Origin of the sequence: Kluyvera georgiana (assembly GCF_050990895.1) — a bacterium.
GTDB lineage: Bacteria > Pseudomonadota > Gammaproteobacteria > Enterobacterales > Enterobacteriaceae > Kluyvera > Kluyvera georgiana.
In genome coordinates this window covers 4,603,245-4,622,186 of the sequence record NZ_CP158865.1, presented here as the reverse complement: position 1 = coordinate 4,622,186, position 18,942 = coordinate 4,603,245, and the positions used below count along the sequence as shown (strand labels likewise).

Genomic DNA, 18,942 nt, shown 5'->3' with positions numbered 1-18,942 from the left:
CAGGCCTACTGTATGTTGTAGGCCGAATAAGACATTTATGCCGCCATCCGGCACGGGCTCACGGCATTACTTAGTGATACGGCCCTGCGCATCTTTCAGCGCGGCATCGACGGTCTGACGACCGCTGGCGGCGTTGATCACTGCGGTACGAACGGCATACCAGAATGCGGACATCTGCGGGATGTTCGGCATGATTTCGCCTTTCTGGGCGTTATCCATGGTGGCCGCGATACGCGGGTCTTTCGCTAACTGATCCTGGAAGGATTTCAGCGCTACGGCGCCCAGCGGTTTGTCCTTGTTCACTGCATCCAGACCCTGGTCGGTCAGCAGGTAGTTTTCGAGGAACTCTTTCGCCAGCTCTTTGTTCGGGCTTGCGGCGTTGATGCCGGCGCTCAGCACGCCAACGAACGGTTTAGACGGCTTGCCTTTGAAGGTTGGCAGCAGCGTGACGCCGTAGTTCACCTTGCCCTTATCGATGTTGGACCACGCCCACGGACCGTTGATGGTCATCGCGGTATCGCCTTTGTTGAAGGCCGCTTCGGCGATGGAGTAGTCGGTATCCGCGTTCATGTGTTTGTTTTTGATCAGGTCAACCAGGAAGGTCAGGCCCGCTTTCGCGCCAGCGCTATCCACGCCCACGTCTTTCACATCGTACTTGCCGTTTTCAAACTTGAACGCGTAACCGCCGTCGGCAGCAATCAGCGGCCAGGTGAAGTACGGTTCTTGCAGGTTGAACATCAGCGCAGATTTACCTTTCGCCTTCAGCTCTTTATCCAGCGCCGGGATTTCTTCCCAGGTTTTCGGTGGGTTCGGTACGAGGTCTTTGTTGTAAATCAGAGACAGCGCTTCGACCGCGATTGGGTAAGCAATCAGCTTGCCGTTGAAGCGTACGGCATCCCAGGTGAACGGGTAGAGTTTGTCCTGGAACGCTTTATCTGGAGTCACTTCCGCCAGCAGGCCAGACTGCGCGTAGCCGCCGAAACGGTCATGCGCCCAGAAGATGATGTCCGGGCCGTCGCCAGTTGCCGCAACCTGCGGGAATTTTTCTTCCAGCTTATCCGGGTGTTCTACGGTCACTTTAATGCCCGTATCTTTTTCAAATTTCTTACCGACCTCGGCCAGGCCGTTATAGCCCTTGTCGCCGTTGATCCAGATAACCAGTTTTCCCTCTTCGATTTTTGCCAAAGCCGAGGCGGAAAACATCATCGTAGTCAATGCGGACAGCGCGAGGATGCGAGCGCCAGTTTTGATTTTCATATATCCCGTCCTTTCCAGGTGATGTACTTGTGGATACACAGAGGTGGTTTAACATCGATGAGTTTCCTTTTTTAGCAACCCCTTTCCATCCTCCTGACCTCTACGCCCTCGGGGCTATTAATGTGATCGCCATAACATAAATCCCAGTTATGCGTCCTGGCGCACAAAAAAAAGCGCCGTTTTTTGTCGGGCCCATCACGATTTTAGTCCACACGCCATCTCGCCGGGGGCAGAGCGCGCCTTCTCATCCTCCCGTCTCCTCCCCCATAAAAAACAAGGGGGGTGGAGGATTCACCCCATAGATGTGTAGGGCATAGTCGAACCCATCTTGAATGTGTCTGTTGGTGACAAGTTGTAACGAGGGAGAAGGGCATGGCGAACGTACAGCTACGCAATGTAACGAAAGCCTGGGGCGACGTGGTGGTATCAAAAGATATCAACCTTGATATCCAGGAAGGGGAGTTCGTGGTGTTTGTCGGGCCATCCGGCTGCGGTAAATCTACGCTGCTGCGTATGATCGCAGGCCTCGAGACCATCACCAGCGGCGATCTGATGATCGGCGATACCCGCATGAACGACGTACCACCCGCCGAGCGCGGTGTGGGGATGGTGTTCCAGTCCTATGCGCTGTATCCCCATCTGTCCGTTGCTGAGAATATGTCCTTCGGCCTGAAGCTGGCTGGCGCTAAAAAAGAAGTGATTAACCAGCGCGTGACTCAGGTCTCCGAAGTACTGCAGTTAGCCCATCTGCTGGAACGTAAACCGAAGGCGCTGTCCGGCGGCCAGCGTCAGCGCGTGGCGATTGGTCGTACGCTGGTTGCCGAGCCGCGCGTATTCCTGCTCGATGAACCCCTTTCTAACCTCGACGCCGCGCTGCGTGTGCAGATGCGTATCGAAATTTCCCGCCTGCACAAACGTCTGGGCCGCACGATGATCTACGTCACCCACGATCAGGTGGAAGCGATGACGCTGGCCGACAAAATCGTGGTGCTGGACGCCGGTCGCGTGGCGCAGGTCGGTAAACCTCTCGAGCTTTACCACTACCCGGCTGACCGTTTCGTCGCGGGCTTTATCGGCTCGCCGAAGATGAACTTCCTGCCGGTGAAAGTCACCGCCACCGCTATCGATCAGGTGCAGGTCGAACTGCCGAACCATCAGCAGATTTGGCTGCCGGTCGAGAGTAACAACGTGCAGGTTGGCGCCAACATGTCGCTGGGCATTCGCCCGGAGCACCTGATGCCGAGCCACATCGCCGATGTGACGCTGGAAGGCGTGGTGCATGTTGTCGAGCAACTGGGCAACGAAACACAAATTCACATCCAGATCCCTGCCATCCGTCAGAACCTGGTTTATCGCCAGAACGACGTGGTGTTGGTCGAAGAGGGAGCCACATTCGCCATCGGCTTGCCGCCAGAGCGCTGCCATCTGTTCCGTGAAGATGGCACCGCATGTCGTCGGCTGCATAAAGAGCTCGGCGTTTAAACGTCCCATAACAAAGCAAACAGGCAGCCCCCACGCCGCCAGCGATAAGGCGATACAGGGGCGAAATGTTGAAAAGAAAAGCAATGATCTCAGGAGATAGAATGATGATTACTCTGCGCAAACTCCCCGTGGCGGTTGCCGTCGCAGCAGGCATTATGTCTGCTCAGGCAATGGCCGTAGATTTTCATGGCTACGCGCGTTCCGGCATTGGCTGGACGGGTAGCGGTGGCGAACAACAGTGTTTCCAGGCAACCGGTGCTGGCAGTAAGTACCGTCTTGGTAACGAATGTGAAACCTATGCCGAATTAAAACTGGGCCAGGAAGTGTGGAAAGAAGGCGATAAGAGCTTCTACTTCGACACTAACGTGGCTTACTCCGTCGCACAGCAGAACGACTGGGAAGCAACCGACCCGGCGTTCCGTGAAGCGAACGTCCAGGGTAAAAACCTGATCGAATGGCTGCCGGGCTCCACTATCTGGGCCGGTAAGCGCTTCTATCAGCGTCATGACGTTCACATGATCGACTTCTACTACTGGGATATTTCAGGTCCTGGTGCCGGTATTGAAAACGTCGATCTGGGCTTCGGTAAACTGTCTCTGGCAGCGACCCGTTCTCAGGAAGCGGGTGGTTCTTACATCTTCACCAGCAACAACACGTACCACAACTTTAAAGACACGGCTAACGACGTATTCGACGTGCGTTTAGCGGGCCTGGAAACCAACCCGGACGGCGTGCTGGAGCTGGGTGTTGACTATGGTCGTGCAAACTACACCGATGGCTACAGCCTTGCGGATGGCGCGTCTAAAGACGGCTGGATGTTCACTGCAGAACACACTCAGAGCATGCTGAAAGGCTACAACAAGTTTGTTGTTCAGTACGCAACTGACGCAATGACCACTCAGGGTAAAGGTCTGTCCCAGGGTTCCTATACTGGTAACAAGTACGACAAAGACACCGAAATTGGTGTTGTAGACAACAAGATCAACAACAACGGCGACATGTGGCGTATCCTCGACCACGGCGCAATCTCCCTGGGCGATAAAGTTGATCTGATGTACGTCGGTATGTACCAGAATATCGACCGTGATGACGGCAACGGCACCAAGTGGTGGACCGTCGGCGTGCGTCCTATGTACAAATGGACGCCAATCATGAGCACCTTGATGGAAGTGGGCTACGACAACGTCAAGTCGCAGAAAACCGGCGACACCAACAACCAGTACAAAATCACCCTGGCGCAACAATGGCAGGCTGGCGACAGCATCTGGTCCCGTCCGGCCATCCGCGTATTCGCAACCTATGCGAAGTGGGATGAAAAATGGGGTTATGACAACGGTATCGCTTACAAAGATACCAGCGCGAAAACCTACAGCCGCGGCGACAGCGATGAGTGGTCCTTCGGTGCCCAGATGGAAATCTGGTGGTAATTCAGCATTAACCTGACGTAACAACCGACGAGGGGCGCAAGCCCCTCTGTTCCTTGAGGTTTAGCGCGCTATTGCCTGGCCACCGCTAGAACCATGCTTTCTGAGGTCATCATAATGAAAATGAAAAAAAGTCTCGTTGCTCTCTGCTTATCCGCTGGATTAATGGCGAGCGTCCCGGGCATTAGCCTCGCTGACGTCAACTACGTGCCGCAAAATACCAGCGCCGCGCCGACCATCCCGACCGCAGCCCTCCAGCAGCTCACCTGGACGCCGGTCGATCAATCTAAAGTTCAATCCACCCAAATTTCTACCGGTGGTCAAAGCCTGAACGTTCCGGGAATCACCGGTAACGTCGTGGCCTACAGCGTTCCCGCCAACATTGGCGAGCTGACGCTGACGCTGACCAGCGAAGTGAGCAAACAAACCAGCGTCTTTGCACCGAATGTGCTGATTCTTGATCAGAATATGACGCCTTCTGCGTACTTCCCAAGCAGCTACTTTACCTATCAGGCGCCTGGCGTGATAAGCGCCGACCGCCTGGAAGGGGTGATGCGCCTGACGCCAGCGCTGGGCCAGCAAAAACTCTATGTTCTGGTGTTTACCACCGAGAAAGATCTCCAGCAAACCACCACGCTGCTGGACCCGGCCAAAGCTTACGCCAAAGGCACCGGTAACGCGGTGCCGGATATTCCCGATCCAGTTGCTAAACACACCACCGACGGTCTGGTGAAGCTGAAGGTGAAAACTAACACCAGCTCCAGCGTCCTGGTCGGCCCGCTGTTTGGCTCCTCCGGCCCGGCGCCGGTCACCGTCGGCAACACAGCGGCACCGGTTGCCAGCGCGCCAGCGGCGGCCCCGGTTGTGGCGCCCGTTGCGGCTCCGGCAGCAAAAACAGAACCGATGCTCGACGATACGGAAAGCTACTTCAACAACGGGATTAAACAGGCCGTAGCGAAAGGGGATATCGACAAGGCCCTGAAACTGATGAATGAAGCTGAACGCCTGGGATCTAAATCTGCTCGTTCCACCTTTATCGGCGCTGTAAAAGGCAAGGGGTAAGTTCTCCCCGCAGCGCTGATGTTTAGGCGAAGCCTTTCGGTGTGCCCTGTCGGGCACACCTTTTTTATACACCTCATCCTTCACGCTGCGATGACGATCGGGATATAGCGCAAAGCAAACTGTTGCACTGCTGTTGCGCTAATGATCGTATTTGACCATTCCTGCACCCCCTCCTGCGGTTTTCTGCGATACAATGGCGAAACGCTTTGTATTGGAGAGACAGGCATGTCGCACCCTGCACTGACGCAACTGCGCGCGCTGCGCTATTTTGACGTCATTCCCCCGCTTGAATCCGCTCAGCGCGACTGGCTGATGCTGGAAGATTCGATGACCAAACGGTTTGAGCAGTTTGGGAAACCGGTTAGCGTAACGCTGTTAAACGAAGCGTTTGTCAGCCGCGATGCGCTGGTGGAAGAACAACACCTGTTGCCAGAAGAGTCTCGCTATTGGTTGCGAGAAATATTATTGTGCGTCGGCGGTGATCCGTGGCTTGCCGGGCGCACCGTGGTACCAGAGTCGACCCTCTGTGGGCCCGAGCTGGCGCTACAAAACCTGGGGCAGACGCCGCTGGGTCGTTATCTGTTTACGTCGTCGACGCTGACGCGAGACTTTATTGAGATAGGCCGTCATGATGCGCTGTGGGGGCGTCGTTCCCGTCTCCGCCTGAGCGGTAAACCGCTGCTGTTAACCGAGCTGTTTTTACCGGCATCGCCGCTGTACTAAGAGGAAGAAGAAGAATGGAGTGGAGTCTGAAGCAGAACAAGCTGCTGGCTTACCATCGACTGATGCGTACGGATAAACCGATCGGCGCGCTGCTGCTGCTGTGGCCGACGCTGTGGGCGCTGTGGGTTGCCTCACCGGGCGTGCCGCCGCTGTGGATCCTGGCGGTGTTTGTGGCGGGCGTCTGGCTGATGCGCGCCGCAGGCTGTGTGGTCAACGATTATGCGGATCGCAAATTTGACGGCCACGTGAAACGCACGGCCAACCGTCCGCTGCCGAGCGGCGCGGTCACGGAGAAAGAGGCCCGTACGCTGTTCATCGTGCTGGTGGCGCTCTCTTTCCTGCTGGTGCTGACGCTCAACACGATGACCATTCTGTTGTCGGTGGCGGCGCTGGCGCTGGCCTGGGTTTACCCGTTTATGAAGCGTTATACCCATCTGCCGCAGGTGGTGCTGGGGGCGGCGTTTGGCTGGTCAATTCCGATGGCCTTCGCGGCGGTCAGCGAGTCACTGCCGCTGAGCTGCTGGCTGATGCTGCTGGCCAACATTCTGTGGGCGGTGGCTTACGATACCCAATATGCGATGGTTGACCGTGATGATGACGTGAAGATTGGCATCAAATCCACGGCGATTCTGTTCGGTGATAACGACCGCCTGATCATCGGTATCCTGCAGGCATGCGTGCTGGGGCTGATGGCGCTCATCGGCTGGTTGAACGGTTTGAACTGGGAGTTTTATTGGTCAATCCTGATCGCCGGCGCGCTGTTTGTCTACCAGCAGAAGCTGATCCGCCACCGTGAACGCGGGCCATGCTTCCAGGCGTTTCTGAATAACAACTACGTGGGGCTGGTGCTGTTTATTGGGCTGGCGATGAGTTACTGGCACGGCTGATAGCGTTATCTCGCCCGCTCTCGTGCATTGAATACAAAAGTCCTCGCCTTTGGTTGGGGACTTTTTTTATTTATCGCGTTATTATTTAAGCTGTGCCATTATTTTTTTTTGCATCAGGAAATGATGTAATCACTCTATTTGTTATATGTCGAAATGGAATTATTCACGGAATTTATTCTTATGGAACAGAAAACAGAGCTTGAATATCTTTATTCTGAATATGTCGATAAATTAGAACTCCCCCCACTGGAAAGTATAAGAAGCACAATCTCTACTTTTTATACTCAAACGACCACCTCAAAATATTTTTCCTTCGTATATCTTGCACGAATAATGAATCGTCGGTTTGTGAAGAAAATGGTGCATGATAGTGATTTTACTTTCCCAATCTATGCCGGTATGGCGTTCATCGTTCTGGGCATTTATACCCTGATAAACAGGGGGAAAGTAGATACTTTTTACGGTGATGGTTTTAGATTTGATACTTTCTTTCTTATTATGCTCGGCATCGCGCTGTTTGTCAGCGCCTATCCCTTTTTTGTCGCAAGCTTTAACCGTAATGCACAAGAAAAAACGCGAGAGGTTTACTATCTGGTCGACCTTGTGAAAGTGGTATTGGCCTTTTTCTTGCTGCTGTCGCTGATGGTTTTTCCCCTGTCATGGTTTGGGTTTGTTGAATTTAGTATTCGGGGAATATATAACCCGTAAATATAAATAGACTTATATGCAAAAAAAGGGCGAATATAAATATTCGCCCTTAATCTTTTACGCCTCTTCCTGCGTCACGCTTTCTATCGTCAAACGCACGTCCGAGGTAATCAGGCCCGCCATCATCTGGTAAACCTTCATCGTCTCTTCCGGCTCGGCGTCGCCGCTGTCGCTGATATAGCCTTCATCGCGCAGGGTTAACACCAGCGACGAGAACACCGCTTTATCGAAGAACTCCGGCGAGTTGATGCCGTGCAGCACCGACAGGCGCTGCGCCAGCGTACGGCTCTCTTTCTCCAGCGTACTGCGGTTCATCGACGGGTTGCCGCTCAGCAGCCAGAAGGTGATTGCGTAGCGTTGCAGCGTTTCACGTGCGCCTGCAGCCAGCAGTTGCAGCGTGCGGGAGTGCGATGCGTTGATGCGCAGCTCGCCGTTTTGCTCGCTAATCAGCGCCTGACGCGACATTTCGGCGATCAGCGTATCGATGACTGCCGGTAGCTCTTCAGGCGTCCAGCGCAGGAACAGCTCGGCTTTCAGCATCGGATACAGCGTCTCGATCATACTCAACACCTGGTCGCGGGAGATCTGGCGATGTTGAGTCATGATGGTGGCCAGCAGCGACGGCATAATCAGCATGTGCGCGATGTTGTTGCGGTAGTACGTCATCAACACCGCCTGCTCGCGCGGCAGAATGATGATGTCGCCGATAGTGTCTTTCTCAACTTCGAACTTATTCATCTGCAGCGCGTGGTCGATAAGCTCGCTGGCGGAGGCTTTTGGCGCGGTAGCATCCGGCGCGTACGGCGCGTTACGCATTAACGCCAGGTAGCACTCCAACTGCTGCGTCAGCTGTTCGCGGGTCAGCGAACGCTGGCGAGAGGCCAGCAGCGCGGTGCAGCACAGGTTCATGGCGTTGGCGGCACCGGCGTTGTTAATGCGCACCATCAGCTCACCCGCCAGTTTATTGACGGTCGGCGTCAGCCACGCCGGGCGTACGGCTTCGATCGGGTCGATCGACTCGCGCCACTCCGGCACGTGGTGATTCAGGTAGTTCATTAACGGCATCGGTTCGCCGAAGTTGACGTAGCCCTGGCCGAGATTACGCAGCTTGCTCAGCCCGCGCAGCATCTGCGGCAGGCTCTCTTTCTCTTTCGTTGCGCCGCGCAGCTCTTTGGCGTAGGTACCCACTTCCATCACGTGCTCGTAGCCGATGTAAATCGGCACTAACGTAATCGGGCGAGTACCGCCGCGCAGCATCGCCTGAATGGTCATCGACAGGGTGCCGGTTTTCGGATCCAACAGACGACCGGTACGGGAACGCCCGCCTTCCACGAAGTATTCAACGGAGTAGCCGCGGCTAAACAGTTCGCCGAGGTATTCGCGGAACACCGTGGAGTAAAGCTTGTTGCCCTTGAAGGTACGGCGAATGAAGAACGCGCCCAGACGGCGGAAAATCGGGCCGGCAGGCCAGAAGTTCAGGTTGATACCCGCGGCAATGTGCGGCGGCACCAGCCCCTGGTGATAGAGCACGTAAGAGAGCAGCAGGTAGTCCATATGGCTACGGTGGCAGGGCACGTAGACGATTTCATGGCCGTCGTGCGCCAGCTGGCGTACGCGCTCGGCGTTATGGACATTAATCCCCTGATACAGACGGTTCCAGGTAAAGCTGAGGATACGGTCGGTCAGGCGAATCATCTCATAGGAGAAGTTAGCCGCAATCTCTTCCATCAGCGCAATAGCGTTCTGCTGCGCTTTCTCGTGCGAGATTTTCTTACTGCGCGCTTCGTCTTCTACCGCCTTCGCGATGGCTTTCGATGCCAGCAGCTTTTTGAACAGGTCATGACGTGCCGGCAGACGCGGGCCAACCGCCGCCAGACGCTGACGTGCAAAGTGCATACGCGCGACGCGCGCCAGCTTCTGCGCAATGATTTTGTCGGTGCCGTGTTCGTCGGCCATGCGGCGCAGCGAAACGGACGGCGAGAAGCGTACGAAGCTATCGCGGCCCAGCCAGGAGACGGCGAAGAATTTCTGGAAGCCGTTGAGCATTCGCAGCGGTGGATTCTCTTCGCCTTTCTCTCGGCCCGGTGAACGCCCGAACATCACGGAGACCGGCACCATTTGCACATCCAGGTCTGGATTGCTGCGGTGCAGATCGAGGTAGTCGTGGAACAGCTTGATCGACTCTTCTTTCGGCGTGTAGTAGGTGAACACGCGCGGGCCGCCGTGGATAAACACGTAGCGCGGCAGCAGGGTGCCGTCGATTTCCAGCGGTTCAAGCGGATCGGGTAAATCATGCGCCAGACATTGGGCGCGCAGCGTCAGTAGGTCGGCCTTAGAGTTATAAGGCAGGACGTACATAATAGGACGCGAGGTATCAAGCCCCAATTCCTGTGCAGGTTCTGCGGGAATAGACTTGCTTTTTACCAGTACGCTTAATGGTAAATTCAGTAATTTGTAGTAAATTCGTGGCCAGCCGGACATAAACGATGTAAAGCCTCTGGTTAATCATGCAAATGCGCGGCAAGAATATCAGAAAGTCAGCAGAATTTCTGTTCTACCGCTTCATAACACGCATTGTCATTGACGTAATAACAAAAAAGGTTCTTGAGATGGCCAATAATACCACCGGGCTCACCCGAATCATCAAAGCAGCAGGCTATTCCTGGAAAGGATTTCGCGCGGCGTGGATTAACGAAGCCGCATTCCGCCAGGAGGGTGTCGCGTCGGTGCTGGCGATTATTATCGCCTGCTGGCTGGATGTCGACGCCATCACGCGCGTGCTGCTCATCGGCTCCGTCCTGTTGGTGATGATAGTGGAAATTCTCAATAGTGCACTGGAAGCGGTGGTGGACCGCATCGGCTCCGAATACCACGAGCTGTCCGGGCGGGCAAAAGACATGGGGTCGGCGGCGGTGCTGCTGGCGATTTTCGTCGCGCTCATCACCTGGGGCACGCTGCTGTGGGCGCATTTCCACTAAAGCTGTGAAAACTGCCTGATTTCGTGCGTTTTATGGTTTCAAAATAAACACTAGCTGTATATACTCACAGCATAACTGTATATACACCCAGGGGGCGGAATGAAAGCGTTAACGACCAGGCAGCAAGAGGTGTTTGATCTCATCCGGGATCACATCAGCCAGACGGGCATGCCGCCGACGCGTGCGGAAATTGCTCAGCGCTTGGGGTTCCGTTCCCCAAACGCGGCTGAAGAGCACCTGAAAGCGCTGGCGCGTAAAGGTGTCATTGAGATTGTCTCCGGCGCTTCTCGCGGTATCCGCCTGCTAGTGGAAGAAGAAGAAGGTCTGCCGCTGGTAGGTCGCGTCGCGGCGGGCGAACCGCTGCTGGCCCAGCAGCATATCGAAGGCCATTACCAGGTTGATCCGTCGCTGTTCAAACCGAGCGCCGACTTCCTGCTGCGCGTTAGCGGCATGTCGATGAAAGATATTGGTATTATGGACGGCGATCTGCTCGCGGTGCATAAGACTCAGGACGTACGCAACGGCCAGGTCGTGGTCGCACGTATCGACGAAGAAGTGACGGTAAAACGCCTGAAAAAACAGGGTAACGTCGTCGAACTGCTGCCGGAAAATAGCGAATTTAAGCCGATCGTGGTCGATCTGCGTCAGCAGAATTTCTCCATTGAAGGGCTGGCCGTTGGCGTTATCCGCAACGGCGAATGGCTGTAAAAACGCTCCCTCTCTAATGGCTGCGATACATCCGCTATCGCAGCCTTTTTTCGTTCTGGTTGATACCCATGTCGCTACTCACTTCCGCTGATAAAGCGCTGTGGCGCCTTGCGCTACCGATGATCTTCTCCAACATTACCGTACCTCTTCTGGGTCTGGTCGATACCGCCGTGATCGGTCACCTGGACAGCCCCGTCTATCTGGGCGGCGTCGCCATCGGGGCGACGGCGACCAGCTTCCTGTTTATGCTGCTGCTGTTTTTACGCATGAGCACAACCGGCCTGACGGCGCAGGCCTTTGGCGCGAAGAACCCGCAGGCGCTGGCCCGCGCGCTGGTGCAACCGTTGATGCTGGCGCTGGGCGCCGGGCTGCTGATCATTGTGTTTAAAACCCCGCTGATTAATCTGGCGCTGTCTATCGTCGGCGGCAGCGGTGAGGTGTTAGAACAGGCGCGCCGCTTCCTCGCCATTCGCTGGCTCAGCGCGCCTGCTTCCCTGGCAAACCTGGTCCTGCTGGGCTGGCTGCTCGGCGTGCAGTACGCCCGCGCACCGGTAGTGCTGCTGGTGGTGGGGAATGTGCTGAACATTGTGCTCGACCTGTGGTTGGTGATGGGTCTGCACATGAACGTGCAGGGTGCGGCGCTCGCCACGGCGATTGCCGAATATGCGACCCTGCTGGTCGGGTTGGGGATGGTGCGCAAGGTGATGGCGATGCGCGGCATCTCCTGGGCGATGCTGAAAACCGCCTGGCGCGGCAACATCCGCCGCCTGCTGGCGCTCAACCGCGACATTATGCTGCGTTCCCTGCTGTTACAGCTGTGCTTCGGCGCGGTCACCGTCTTTGGCGCGCGGCTCGGTGGTGAAGTGGTGGCGGTGAACGCGGTTCTGATGACGATGCTCACTTTCACCGCTTATGCGCTGGACGGCTTCGCTTATGCGGTAGAGGCGCACTCCGGCCAGGCGTATGGCGCGCGCGATGGCAGTAAACTGCTTGAGGTCTGGCGCGCCGCGTGCCGTCAGGCGGGTGTCGTGGCGCTGGCTTTTGCGCTGGTATACGCCGTGTTTGGCGAAAATATCGTCGCGTTACTTACCTCGCTGCCCGAACTGCAGCAACTGGCCGATCGTTACGTGCTGTGGCAGGTGGTGCTGCCGGTGATTGGCGTCTGGTGTTATCTGCTGGACGGCATGTTTATCGGCGCCACGCGAGGCGCCGAGATGCGCAACAGCATGGCGGTTGCCGCCGCCGGTTTTGCGCTGACGCTGCTGGCACTGCCGGTACTCGGCAACCATGGGCTGTGGCTGGCGCTGGCCGTTTTCCTCGCGCTGCGCGGCCTGTCGTTGGCATATATCTGGCGACGCCACTGGCGAAATAACAGCTGGTTTTCCTGATGTGATGGTTAAAGATTCCGAATAGTGAATCATGCTCAGAATGACTGACTACAATTAACCTCACGCTTAGCGAAAAAGAGTTCACACTCTCTCGCTATTCATTCACTGACGATCGAGGATTCAATGATGAATAAAGACGAAGTCGGCGGTAACTGGAAGCAGCTTAAAGGTAAAGTGAAAGAGCAATGGGGCAAACTGACCGATGATGACATCACGGTGATCGAAGGTAAACGCGATCAGCTGGTCGGTAAAATCCAGGAACGTTATGGATACGCAAAAGATCAGGCGGAAAAAGAGGTGGATAGCTGGGATAAACGGCACAACCACCGCTGGTAACGCACTCCTCCTGCCCATGCGTACAGGGAGGTACGCTCCCCATTAATCCCGCGTTAGCGGGATTTCTTTTTAGTATGAATCGTATGGTCGTGATGGCAGTGCTCATGCGCGCGACAGGCTTCAACTTCCACGCAGGCGGAACACAGCCCGTGCGCTTCAATGACGTTGTGGCGCAGCGCAAAGCCCATCTTCGCGGCCAGCGTATGCATGATGTCCTCTACCCCTTCCGCACACTCTTCTTTCACCACGCCGCAGCGATCGCAGATGAACATCGCGGAGGTATGAGTCGGCTGATCGAAAAGGTGGCACAGTACGTAGCTGTTGGCAGACTCGACCTTGTGCACAAAGCCCTGCTCGAGCAGAAACTCTAGTGCGCGGTAGACGGTTGGCGGCTTGGCCTGCGGCTCTTTCTCGCGCAGTAGATCCAGCAGGTCATAGGCGCTAATGGCCCCTTCCTGCAGACTCATCAGGCGCAACACTTCCAGACGTTGCGGAGTCAGGCGCACGCCGCGTTGCGCGCACAGCTTTTCAGCTTGCGCTAACAGTTCTTGCGTGGTGGTCTTATCCATTGGCGTCCTCAGGTCACGGGGAAATGAGCCTCTACTTTACCATGTTATGCCGGAAACGCCGAGTTTCCACAGGTGTGCTATAGCTGTGTTATAGCAGGTGTACTTCACACTCAGGATGAAAAATGATGAAAAGACCCGACTGTATTCGCCATTGGCACGACGTTGAAGGACCCGATGACTCAACCTATCCCGACAGCGATGAACGCTTCTCTATCGGCGCGCCGCTAGCCCGCGCGCTGGGGCTGAGACATCTTGGTATTCACCACGAACGCTTGCCGCCAGGCCGCCGCACGTCCTACCCGCACGCTGAAAGCGACGAAGAGGAGTTTATCTACGTGCTGGAAGGCTACCCACAGGCGTGGATCAACGGCTATTTATGGAAGCTGGAACCGGGCGATAGCGTAGGCTTTCCGGCCGGAACGGGCGTCTGCCATACCTTTATCAACAACACGTCAGAAGAGGTTCGTCTGCTGGTGGTGGGGGAGGCTAATAAGAAACATAACCGGATTTACTATCCGCTGAATGCGTCGTACGCCGTTACGCGCGACGATCGCTGGGTTGACCATCCGCCGCAGTTTTTTGGCCCGCACGATGGAAAACCTGGGCGAAATTAGTCTCTTCTTCTATAAAGATTAGAGTGCTTATTAAAAATAACGATAACCGAAGAAAATTTCAGTTAGGGGAACAAGACGCTTTTTCCCTCCCTATTCACAGCAACGGTTCGTCTCCATCCAGGCGATAACGGGTGGAGGGTTGTTTCATTACAGACAATAAGACGAGCAAACTGTGAATAAAAAAGACAAATTTTCGCTGATGGGGGTGGCTGTCTCCTTTTTTGTGGCGGGACAGGCAGGGGCTGCAAATGGTTGGTCGGAAGCACGTAACGACGCGATGGGCGGCACGGGCGTGGCTTCGGCGAACTACGGCAGCGGCGTGTTAATTAACCCGGCGCTGCTGGCAAAGGCAAAACCGGACGACGATATCACGCTGATTGTGCCGTCAATTGGCGCGCAGATCTCCGATAAGGACGATCTGCGCAACAAAATCGACGACATCAGCGATGATGTCCAGCGCTATAGACGAGTGCTGAGCACCATTAATCTTGCCGATCTCGCCAATCCGAACAGCGCGGCATCCCGACAGGTGTCTGCTGCGGCGGGCGATCTTGCCAATCAGCTCTCCGCCCTGAAAGGGAAGACCGCTAATGCCAAAGCCGGAGCAGGGCTGGCGGTCAGCATTCCAAACGACGTGCTGGCGGTCGCTTTTGTGGCAAAAGCGAATGCCCGGGCGAGGGTTAGCTCGTATATCGATCAGGGGGATATCGATCTCCTGCGCGGCGTACAGTCGGTTCCGGCGACGGCGTTGGCGGTTAATCCACAAGATCTTAAGTCCAAAGGTTATGGTCGTGCGGCGATTGTCTCCGACTACGGCGTGGCGATTGCTCGCCAGTTTGATGTCGGCGGCGTACCGGTTTCGCTGGGCATTACGCCAAAACTGCAACAAACCTGGCTCTATAACTACACCGTCTCGATTTACAACTTCAGCAGCGACGACATCAACAGCAGCCGCTATCGCAACGATGATACCGGCTTTAACGTTGATGCCGGGATGGCCGCAGATTTTGGCGATAACTGGACGGTGGGATTGAGCGGGCAAAACCTCTTCTCGCGCGATATCGACACCAAAGAGGTGGCTGGCGTACGCGATACGTATCAGATTCGCCCGCTGGTGACCGCTGGCGTGGCCTGGCATACCGATTTCCTGACGTTAAGTGCTGATGGCGATTTGACGGAGACCAAGGGCTTTAAAAGTGAAGACACGTCGCAGTATGTGGGTGTTGGCGCAGAAGTGCGCCCGCTGGACTGGCTGGCGGTGCGCGCCGGTTACCGCGCTGACGTGAAAAACAACGACAGCAACGTCTTTACCGGCGGCGTTGGCTTTGCGCCGTTTAACCGGGTGCACGTCGACCTGATGGGCCTTTATGGTGAGGATCAAACCTGGGGCGCAGGCGCCCAGTTGAGCGTCACGTTCTAACCACCGACCTTGTAGGCCGGATAAGGCGTTTACGCCGCCATCAGGCAATCTGCTCTGGATTGCCTGATGGCGCTGCGCTTATCTGGCCTACACCGGCTAACCGTGGGCCGCTCTGGAAAGCGTATCGTTAATCCACTGATTGACGCTCTTGCCAGAAACTTCTGCGGCGATATTGATGGCCGAATGCACTTCGGGAGAGATGCGCAGGCTGATTTTGCCACTGGCCGGACGAAGGGGTTCACGCCCTTGCTCTTTGCAGTAAGCAATATAATCATCCACCGCCTCTTCGAAGGCTTTACGCAGGTCTGTTACGTTATCGGCGTGGAAACCAATAACATCTCTGATCCCCGCAACGCGACCGATAAAGCACATGTCTTCGTCACTGTAATCGATTTTTGCGGCATAGCCTTTATACGTCATGGTATTCATCATGGAGTCACTCCTACTGCGATAAGAAATGCCATTGCATCGCGAACCTGATAAACCTTGGCTTCCTTGTCAGGATGAGGGCGATGGAATGAGGCCACCACCTGATTGATTTCGAATCGTACCCGGGATCCCTGTCCTTCTGAAACTTTTGCACCTAAAGCAATAAATAATGCTTCAATTTTTCGCCATTCCAGCGTGGCTGGCGTGGGCATTGAGAAGATCAACCGTAACGTTTTTTGGTGCCTGGCGTTGAGTGATTTCATGCCAATTAATCCTTTGTCATGTTGGCCACCGGACAAGATGATGATATCACTTTTTGATATCACAGCAAGGTGGATCGTATCCCCTCTTTGTCTGTGCTATAGTGGCCGCCCTTTTTTCGGATGCTTAAATAATCGCCATGCTGTCAGAATCTTCGACTCCCGCTTTTGCTGCTCACCGTTTCTCCATCGCGCCGATGCTCGACTGGACAGACAGACACTGCCGCTATTTCCTGCGACTGCTGTCTCAGCACACGCTGCTGTACACCGAAATGGTCACAACCGGGGCGATTATTCACGGCAAGGGCGACTATCTGGCGTATAGCGAAGAAGAGCATCCGGTGGCATTGCAGCTGGGTGGCAGCGACCCGACGGCGCTGGCACATTGTGCGAAGCTGGCACAGGAACGCGGCTATGACGAAATCAACCTGAACGTGGGTTGCCCGTCCGATCGCGTGCAGAACGGCATGTTTGGCGCATGCCTGATGGGCAATGCCCAACTGGTCGCTGACTGCGTGAAGGCGATGCGCGACGTCGTCTCTATCCCGGTCACGGTCAAAACCCGTATCGGCATTGACGACCAGGACAGCTACGAATTCCTTTGCGATTTCATCAACACGGTTTCCGGCCGCGGCGAGTGCGATATGTTTATTATCCACGCGCGCAAGGCCTGGCTTTCCGGCCTGAGCCCGAAAGAGAACCGCGAAATTCCACCGCTGGACTACCCGCGCGTTTATCAGCTTAAAAAAGACTTTCCGCATCTGACGATGTCCATCAACGGCGGTATTAAATCGCTGGAAGAGGCGAAGGGGCATCTGGAACACATGGATGGCGTTATGGTCGGCCGCGAAGCCTACCAGAACCCGGGCATTCTGGCCTCCGTTGACCGCGAGATTTTCGGCGCCACCGATGTTGATGCCGACCCGGTGGCAGTGGTGCGGGCAATGTACCCGTACATTGAGCGTGAGCTGAGCAACGGCACCTATCTGGGCCATATCACCCGTCATATGCTGGGGCTGTTCCAGGGTATTCCGGGCGCGCGCCAGTGGCGCCGCTATCTGAGCGAAAATGCCCATAAAGCGGGGGCCGATATCAACGTGCTGGAACACGCGCTCAAGCTGGTGGCCGATAAGCGCTAATTATTTCGCTAAAACCTGGTCAAATTCACCACGCCTCGCCTGTTTATGCGGGGCGTTTTTGTTGATAATCAATAAGTTATTTTTGGCACGTTTCTTGTAATAGTCAGCCCAGAGAAAACGATATTTTCGGGAGAGAGCGACCATGCTGGAACTGCTATTTGTGATTGGATTTTTCGTGATGCTGCTGGTGACAGGGATATCCCTGCTCGGCATTATCGCCGCGCTGGTGGTGGCGACGGTGCTGATGTTTGTCGGCGGCCTGTTTGCCATTATGCTTAAACTACTGCCATGGTTAATCCTGGCGGTCGCGGCGGTGTGGATTATCCGGGCGATCAATACGCCAAAAAATCCGTCGTACCGCGGCAATTACCGGAGGTATTGAGGGGTATGTCACAACCTCAATAATTTTGCATAAATCTCCGTAGGATTCGCGTAATAAATCTGTCACTATTGCCGCCGATAACGAATTCATCGAGCTGTACCCTACATACAGCCGAACTAAAAAAAGAAAGGGCTTCCTACGGGAAGCCCTAGTCTTTTGTGCGACCGCAACGTTATGGAATCAGCAGGCTTGAACCCTGCGTGGCCCGGCTCTCCAGAATCTCATGCGCGCGACGCGCCTCCTTCAGCGGATATTTCTGACTCTCCGCGACGTCCACCTTAATAATGCCGCTGGCGATCAGCGAGAACAGCTCGTGGCTGGCCTCCTTCAGCTCGTCGTAGGTGGTGATGTAGCCGTAGAGGGAAGGGCGCGTGACGAACAACGAGCCTTTCTGGTTGAGGATGCCCAAATTCACGCCGGTCACCGGGCCAGACGAGTTACCGAAGCTGACCATTAGCCCGCGGCGTTGCAGGCAGTCCAGCGACGCTTCCCAGGTATCTTTGCCGACCGAGTCGTACACCACCGGCAGCTTTTTCCCGCCGGTAATCTCTTTCACCCGTTCGGCGATGTTCTCTTCGCGATAGTTAATCACCTGCCATGCGCCTGCCTGTAGGGCACGCTGCGCTTTTTCCGCGCTGCCGACGGTACCAATGAGCTTCGCACCCAGCGCCTTGGCCCACTGGCAGGCAATCAGCCCTACGCCGCCCGCTGCCGCGTGGAACAGAAACGGTTCGCCGGGTTTGATTTCGTAGGTTTTGCGCAGCAGGTAGTAGACGGTTAGCCCTTTGAGGAAGGAGGCGGCTGCCTGCTCAAAGGAGATAGCCGCCGGGAGCAGGGCTACTTTATCCGCCGCGACGTTGTGCACCGAGCTGTAAGCACCCAAGCCGGACTGCGCATACACCACGCGATCGCCGGCTTTAACGTGTTTAACGTTGCCGCCTACCTGGCTGACCACGCCCGCGGCTTCGGTGCCCAGGCCGCTTGGCAGCGACGGCGGTGGATAGAGTCCGCTGCGGATGTAGGTATCGATGTAGTTGATGCCAATCGCTTTGTTTTCCACCTGCACTTCGTTCTCGGCAGGGGCATTGGGGGTGAATTCGACGGCGTTCAGCACTTCCGGGCCGCCATGTTTGCTAAACTCAATACGGGTTGCCATGCTTCCTCCTGAACAATTAT

20 protein-coding genes are annotated in these 18,942 nt (G+C 55.6%); 14 read left to right on the top strand and 6 right to left on the bottom strand.

The annotated features are described in order from the left end of the window. Positions 1-66: 66 nt before the first annotated feature. Positions 67-1,257, bottom strand: coding sequence for a maltose/maltodextrin ABC transporter substrate-binding protein MalE (gene malE / locus ABTW00_RS21885; protein ID WP_065357781.1), 1,191 nt, complete (start codon positions 1,255-1,257; stop codon positions 67-69). A 372-nt stretch (positions 1,258-1,629) separates the two neighbouring features. Between malE and malK the strand changes: the two genes are divergently transcribed. The 6 genes from malK to ABTW00_RS21855 all read left to right on the top strand — a co-directional run bounded on the left by malK (position 1,630) and on the right by ABTW00_RS21855 (position 7,543). Continuing rightward, positions 1,630-2,739: a maltose/maltodextrin ABC transporter ATP-binding protein MalK gene (malK, locus tag ABTW00_RS21880; protein WP_065357782.1), complete on the top strand. Its 1,110-nt coding sequence runs from the start codon at positions 1,630-1,632 to the stop codon at positions 2,737-2,739. Positions 2,740-2,840: 101 nt separating this feature from the next. Then, entirely contained in the window at positions 2,841-4,166 is a 1,326-nt protein-coding gene (locus ABTW00_RS21875) for a maltoporin (protein ID WP_065357783.1), read from the top strand. 114 nt (positions 4,167-4,280) lie between these two features. Beyond that, positions 4,281-5,225, top strand: coding sequence for a maltose operon protein MalM (gene malM, locus ABTW00_RS21870; RefSeq protein WP_271447149.1), 945 nt, complete (start codon positions 4,281-4,283; stop codon positions 5,223-5,225). 225 nt (positions 5,226-5,450) lie between these two features. Continuing rightward, positions 5,451-5,948, top strand: coding sequence for a chorismate lyase (gene ubiC / locus ABTW00_RS21865; protein ID WP_433637613.1), 498 nt, complete (start codon positions 5,451-5,453; stop codon positions 5,946-5,948). Positions 5,949-5,962: 14 nt separating this feature from the next. Next, complete coding sequence (gene ubiA / locus ABTW00_RS21860) at positions 5,963-6,835, top strand: 4-hydroxybenzoate octaprenyltransferase (protein ID WP_064546636.1); 873 nt, start codon at positions 5,963-5,965, stop codon at positions 6,833-6,835. 180 nt (positions 6,836-7,015) lie between these two features. After that, positions 7,016-7,543: a hypothetical protein gene (locus tag ABTW00_RS21855; protein WP_433637610.1), complete on the top strand. Its 528-nt coding sequence runs from the start codon at positions 7,016-7,018 to the stop codon at positions 7,541-7,543. 57 nt (positions 7,544-7,600) lie between these two features. Here the strand turns inward: ABTW00_RS21855 and plsB are convergent, their stop codons facing one another. Further along, positions 7,601-10,024, bottom strand: a complete 2,424-nt coding sequence (plsB, locus tag ABTW00_RS21850; protein WP_064546642.1) for a glycerol-3-phosphate 1-O-acyltransferase PlsB — start codon at positions 10,022-10,024, stop codon at positions 7,601-7,603. 128 nt (positions 10,025-10,152) lie between these two features. Here plsB and ABTW00_RS21845 point away from each other — a divergent pair, with 128 nt between their 5' ends. The 4 genes from ABTW00_RS21845 (at position 10,153) to ABTW00_RS21830 (ending at position 12,953) form a co-directional block, all read left to right on the top strand. After that, positions 10,153-10,521, top strand: a complete 369-nt coding sequence (locus ABTW00_RS21845; protein WP_064546644.1) for a diacylglycerol kinase — start codon at positions 10,153-10,155, stop codon at positions 10,519-10,521. 99 nt (positions 10,522-10,620) lie between these two features. Then, entirely contained in the window at positions 10,621-11,229 is a 609-nt protein-coding gene (gene lexA / locus ABTW00_RS21840) for a transcriptional repressor LexA (protein WP_064546646.1), read from the top strand. 68 nt (positions 11,230-11,297) lie between these two features. Then, positions 11,298-12,617 (top strand): MATE family efflux transporter DinF, encoded by a 1,320-nt coding sequence (dinF, locus tag ABTW00_RS21835; protein ID WP_064546648.1) that lies wholly within the window; start codon positions 11,298-11,300, stop codon positions 12,615-12,617. Positions 12,618-12,743: 126 nt separating this feature from the next. After that, positions 12,744-12,953 (top strand): CsbD family protein, encoded by a 210-nt coding sequence (locus ABTW00_RS21830; RefSeq protein ID WP_064546650.1) that lies wholly within the window; start codon positions 12,744-12,746, stop codon positions 12,951-12,953. A gap of 53 nt (positions 12,954-13,006) precedes the next feature. Here ABTW00_RS21830 and zur read toward each other — a convergent pair whose 3' ends face one another. Further along, positions 13,007-13,522: a zinc uptake transcriptional repressor Zur gene (zur, locus tag ABTW00_RS21825; RefSeq protein ID WP_064546652.1), complete on the bottom strand. Its 516-nt coding sequence runs from the start codon at positions 13,520-13,522 to the stop codon at positions 13,007-13,009. Positions 13,523-13,647: 125 nt separating this feature from the next. Here zur and ABTW00_RS21820 point away from each other — a divergent pair, with 125 nt between their 5' ends. Further along, positions 13,648-14,136, top strand: coding sequence for a cupin domain-containing protein (locus ABTW00_RS21820; RefSeq protein ID WP_064546654.1), 489 nt, complete (start codon positions 13,648-13,650; stop codon positions 14,134-14,136). A gap of 172 nt (positions 14,137-14,308) precedes the next feature. Further along, the gene (locus ABTW00_RS21815; protein WP_065357788.1) at positions 14,309-15,556 is read left to right on the top strand and encodes a conjugal transfer protein TraF; all 1,248 of its coding nucleotides are present in this window, start codon (positions 14,309-14,311) and stop codon (positions 15,554-15,556) included. A 96-nt stretch (positions 15,557-15,652) separates the two neighbouring features. Here the strand turns inward: ABTW00_RS21815 and ABTW00_RS21810 are convergent, their stop codons facing one another. Continuing rightward, positions 15,653-15,988, bottom strand: coding sequence for a type II toxin-antitoxin system HicB family antitoxin (locus ABTW00_RS21810; RefSeq protein WP_240492969.1), 336 nt, complete (start codon positions 15,986-15,988; stop codon positions 15,653-15,655). Continuing rightward, positions 15,985-16,248 carry a type II toxin-antitoxin system HicA family toxin gene (locus tag ABTW00_RS21805; protein WP_064546658.1) on the bottom strand — a complete coding sequence of 88 codons (264 nt, stop codon included), beginning with the start codon at positions 16,246-16,248 and terminating at the stop codon, positions 15,985-15,987. The genes ABTW00_RS21810 and ABTW00_RS21805 overlap by 4 nt, the downstream gene beginning before the upstream one ends. 137 nt (positions 16,249-16,385) lie before the next feature. On the opposite strand from ABTW00_RS21805, the gene dusA reads away from it, so the two are divergent. Both dusA and pspG read left to right on the top strand, forming a co-directional pair. Beyond that, entirely contained in the window at positions 16,386-17,384 is a 999-nt protein-coding gene (gene dusA / locus ABTW00_RS21800; protein WP_271447153.1) for a tRNA dihydrouridine(20/20a) synthase DusA, read from the top strand. Between the two features lie 142 nt (positions 17,385-17,526). Next, positions 17,527-17,766: an envelope stress response protein PspG gene (gene pspG / locus ABTW00_RS21795; protein WP_433637602.1), complete on the top strand. Its 240-nt coding sequence runs from the start codon at positions 17,527-17,529 to the stop codon at positions 17,764-17,766. Positions 17,767-17,938: 172 nt separating this feature from the next. On the opposite strand, the gene ABTW00_RS21790 is transcribed toward pspG, so the two are convergent. Continuing rightward, positions 17,939-18,922, bottom strand: coding sequence for a quinone oxidoreductase (locus ABTW00_RS21790; protein WP_271447154.1), 984 nt, complete (start codon positions 18,920-18,922; stop codon positions 17,939-17,941). Positions 18,923-18,942: the final 20 nt, after the last annotated feature.

Bases quoted from the DNA above. Each gene is read 5' to 3' on its own strand.
- malE (WP_065357781.1), bottom strand. From the start codon at position 1,257: ATGAAAATCAAAACTGGCGCTCGCATCCTCGCGCTGTCCGCATTGACT.
- malK (WP_065357782.1), top strand. From the start codon at position 1,630: ATGGCGAACGTACAGCTACGCAATGTAACGAAAGCCTGGGGCGACGTG.
- ABTW00_RS21875 (WP_065357783.1), top strand. From the start codon at position 2,841: ATGATGATTACTCTGCGCAAACTCCCCGTGGCGGTTGCCGTCGCAGCA.
- malM (WP_271447149.1), top strand. From the start codon at position 4,281: ATGAAAATGAAAAAAAGTCTCGTTGCTCTCTGCTTATCCGCTGGATTA.
- ubiC (WP_433637613.1), top strand. From the start codon at position 5,451: ATGTCGCACCCTGCACTGACGCAACTGCGCGCGCTGCGCTATTTTGAC.
- ubiA (WP_064546636.1), top strand. From the start codon at position 5,963: ATGGAGTGGAGTCTGAAGCAGAACAAGCTGCTGGCTTACCATCGACTG.
- ABTW00_RS21855 (WP_433637610.1), top strand. From the start codon at position 7,016: ATGGAACAGAAAACAGAGCTTGAATATCTTTATTCTGAATATGTCGAT.
- plsB (WP_064546642.1), bottom strand. From the start codon at position 10,024: ATGTCCGGCTGGCCACGAATTTACTACAAATTACTGAATTTACCATTA.
- ABTW00_RS21845 (WP_064546644.1), top strand. From the start codon at position 10,153: ATGGCCAATAATACCACCGGGCTCACCCGAATCATCAAAGCAGCAGGC.
- lexA (WP_064546646.1), top strand. From the start codon at position 10,621: ATGAAAGCGTTAACGACCAGGCAGCAAGAGGTGTTTGATCTCATCCGG.
- dinF (WP_064546648.1), top strand. From the start codon at position 11,298: ATGTCGCTACTCACTTCCGCTGATAAAGCGCTGTGGCGCCTTGCGCTA.
- ABTW00_RS21830 (WP_064546650.1), top strand. From the start codon at position 12,744: ATGAATAAAGACGAAGTCGGCGGTAACTGGAAGCAGCTTAAAGGTAAA.
- zur (WP_064546652.1), bottom strand. From the start codon at position 13,522: ATGGATAAGACCACCACGCAAGAACTGTTAGCGCAAGCTGAAAAGCTG.
- ABTW00_RS21820 (WP_064546654.1), top strand. From the start codon at position 13,648: ATGAAAAGACCCGACTGTATTCGCCATTGGCACGACGTTGAAGGACCC.
- ABTW00_RS21810 (WP_240492969.1), bottom strand. From the start codon at position 15,988: ATGATGAATACCATGACGTATAAAGGCTATGCCGCAAAAATCGATTAC.
- ABTW00_RS21805 (WP_064546658.1), bottom strand. From the start codon at position 16,248: ATGAAATCACTCAACGCCAGGCACCAAAAAACGTTACGGTTGATCTTC.
- dusA (WP_271447153.1), top strand. From the start codon at position 16,386: ATGCTGTCAGAATCTTCGACTCCCGCTTTTGCTGCTCACCGTTTCTCC.
- pspG (WP_433637602.1), top strand. From the start codon at position 17,527: ATGCTGGAACTGCTATTTGTGATTGGATTTTTCGTGATGCTGCTGGTG.
- ABTW00_RS21790 (WP_271447154.1), bottom strand. From the start codon at position 18,922: ATGGCAACCCGTATTGAGTTTAGCAAACATGGCGGCCCGGAAGTGCTG.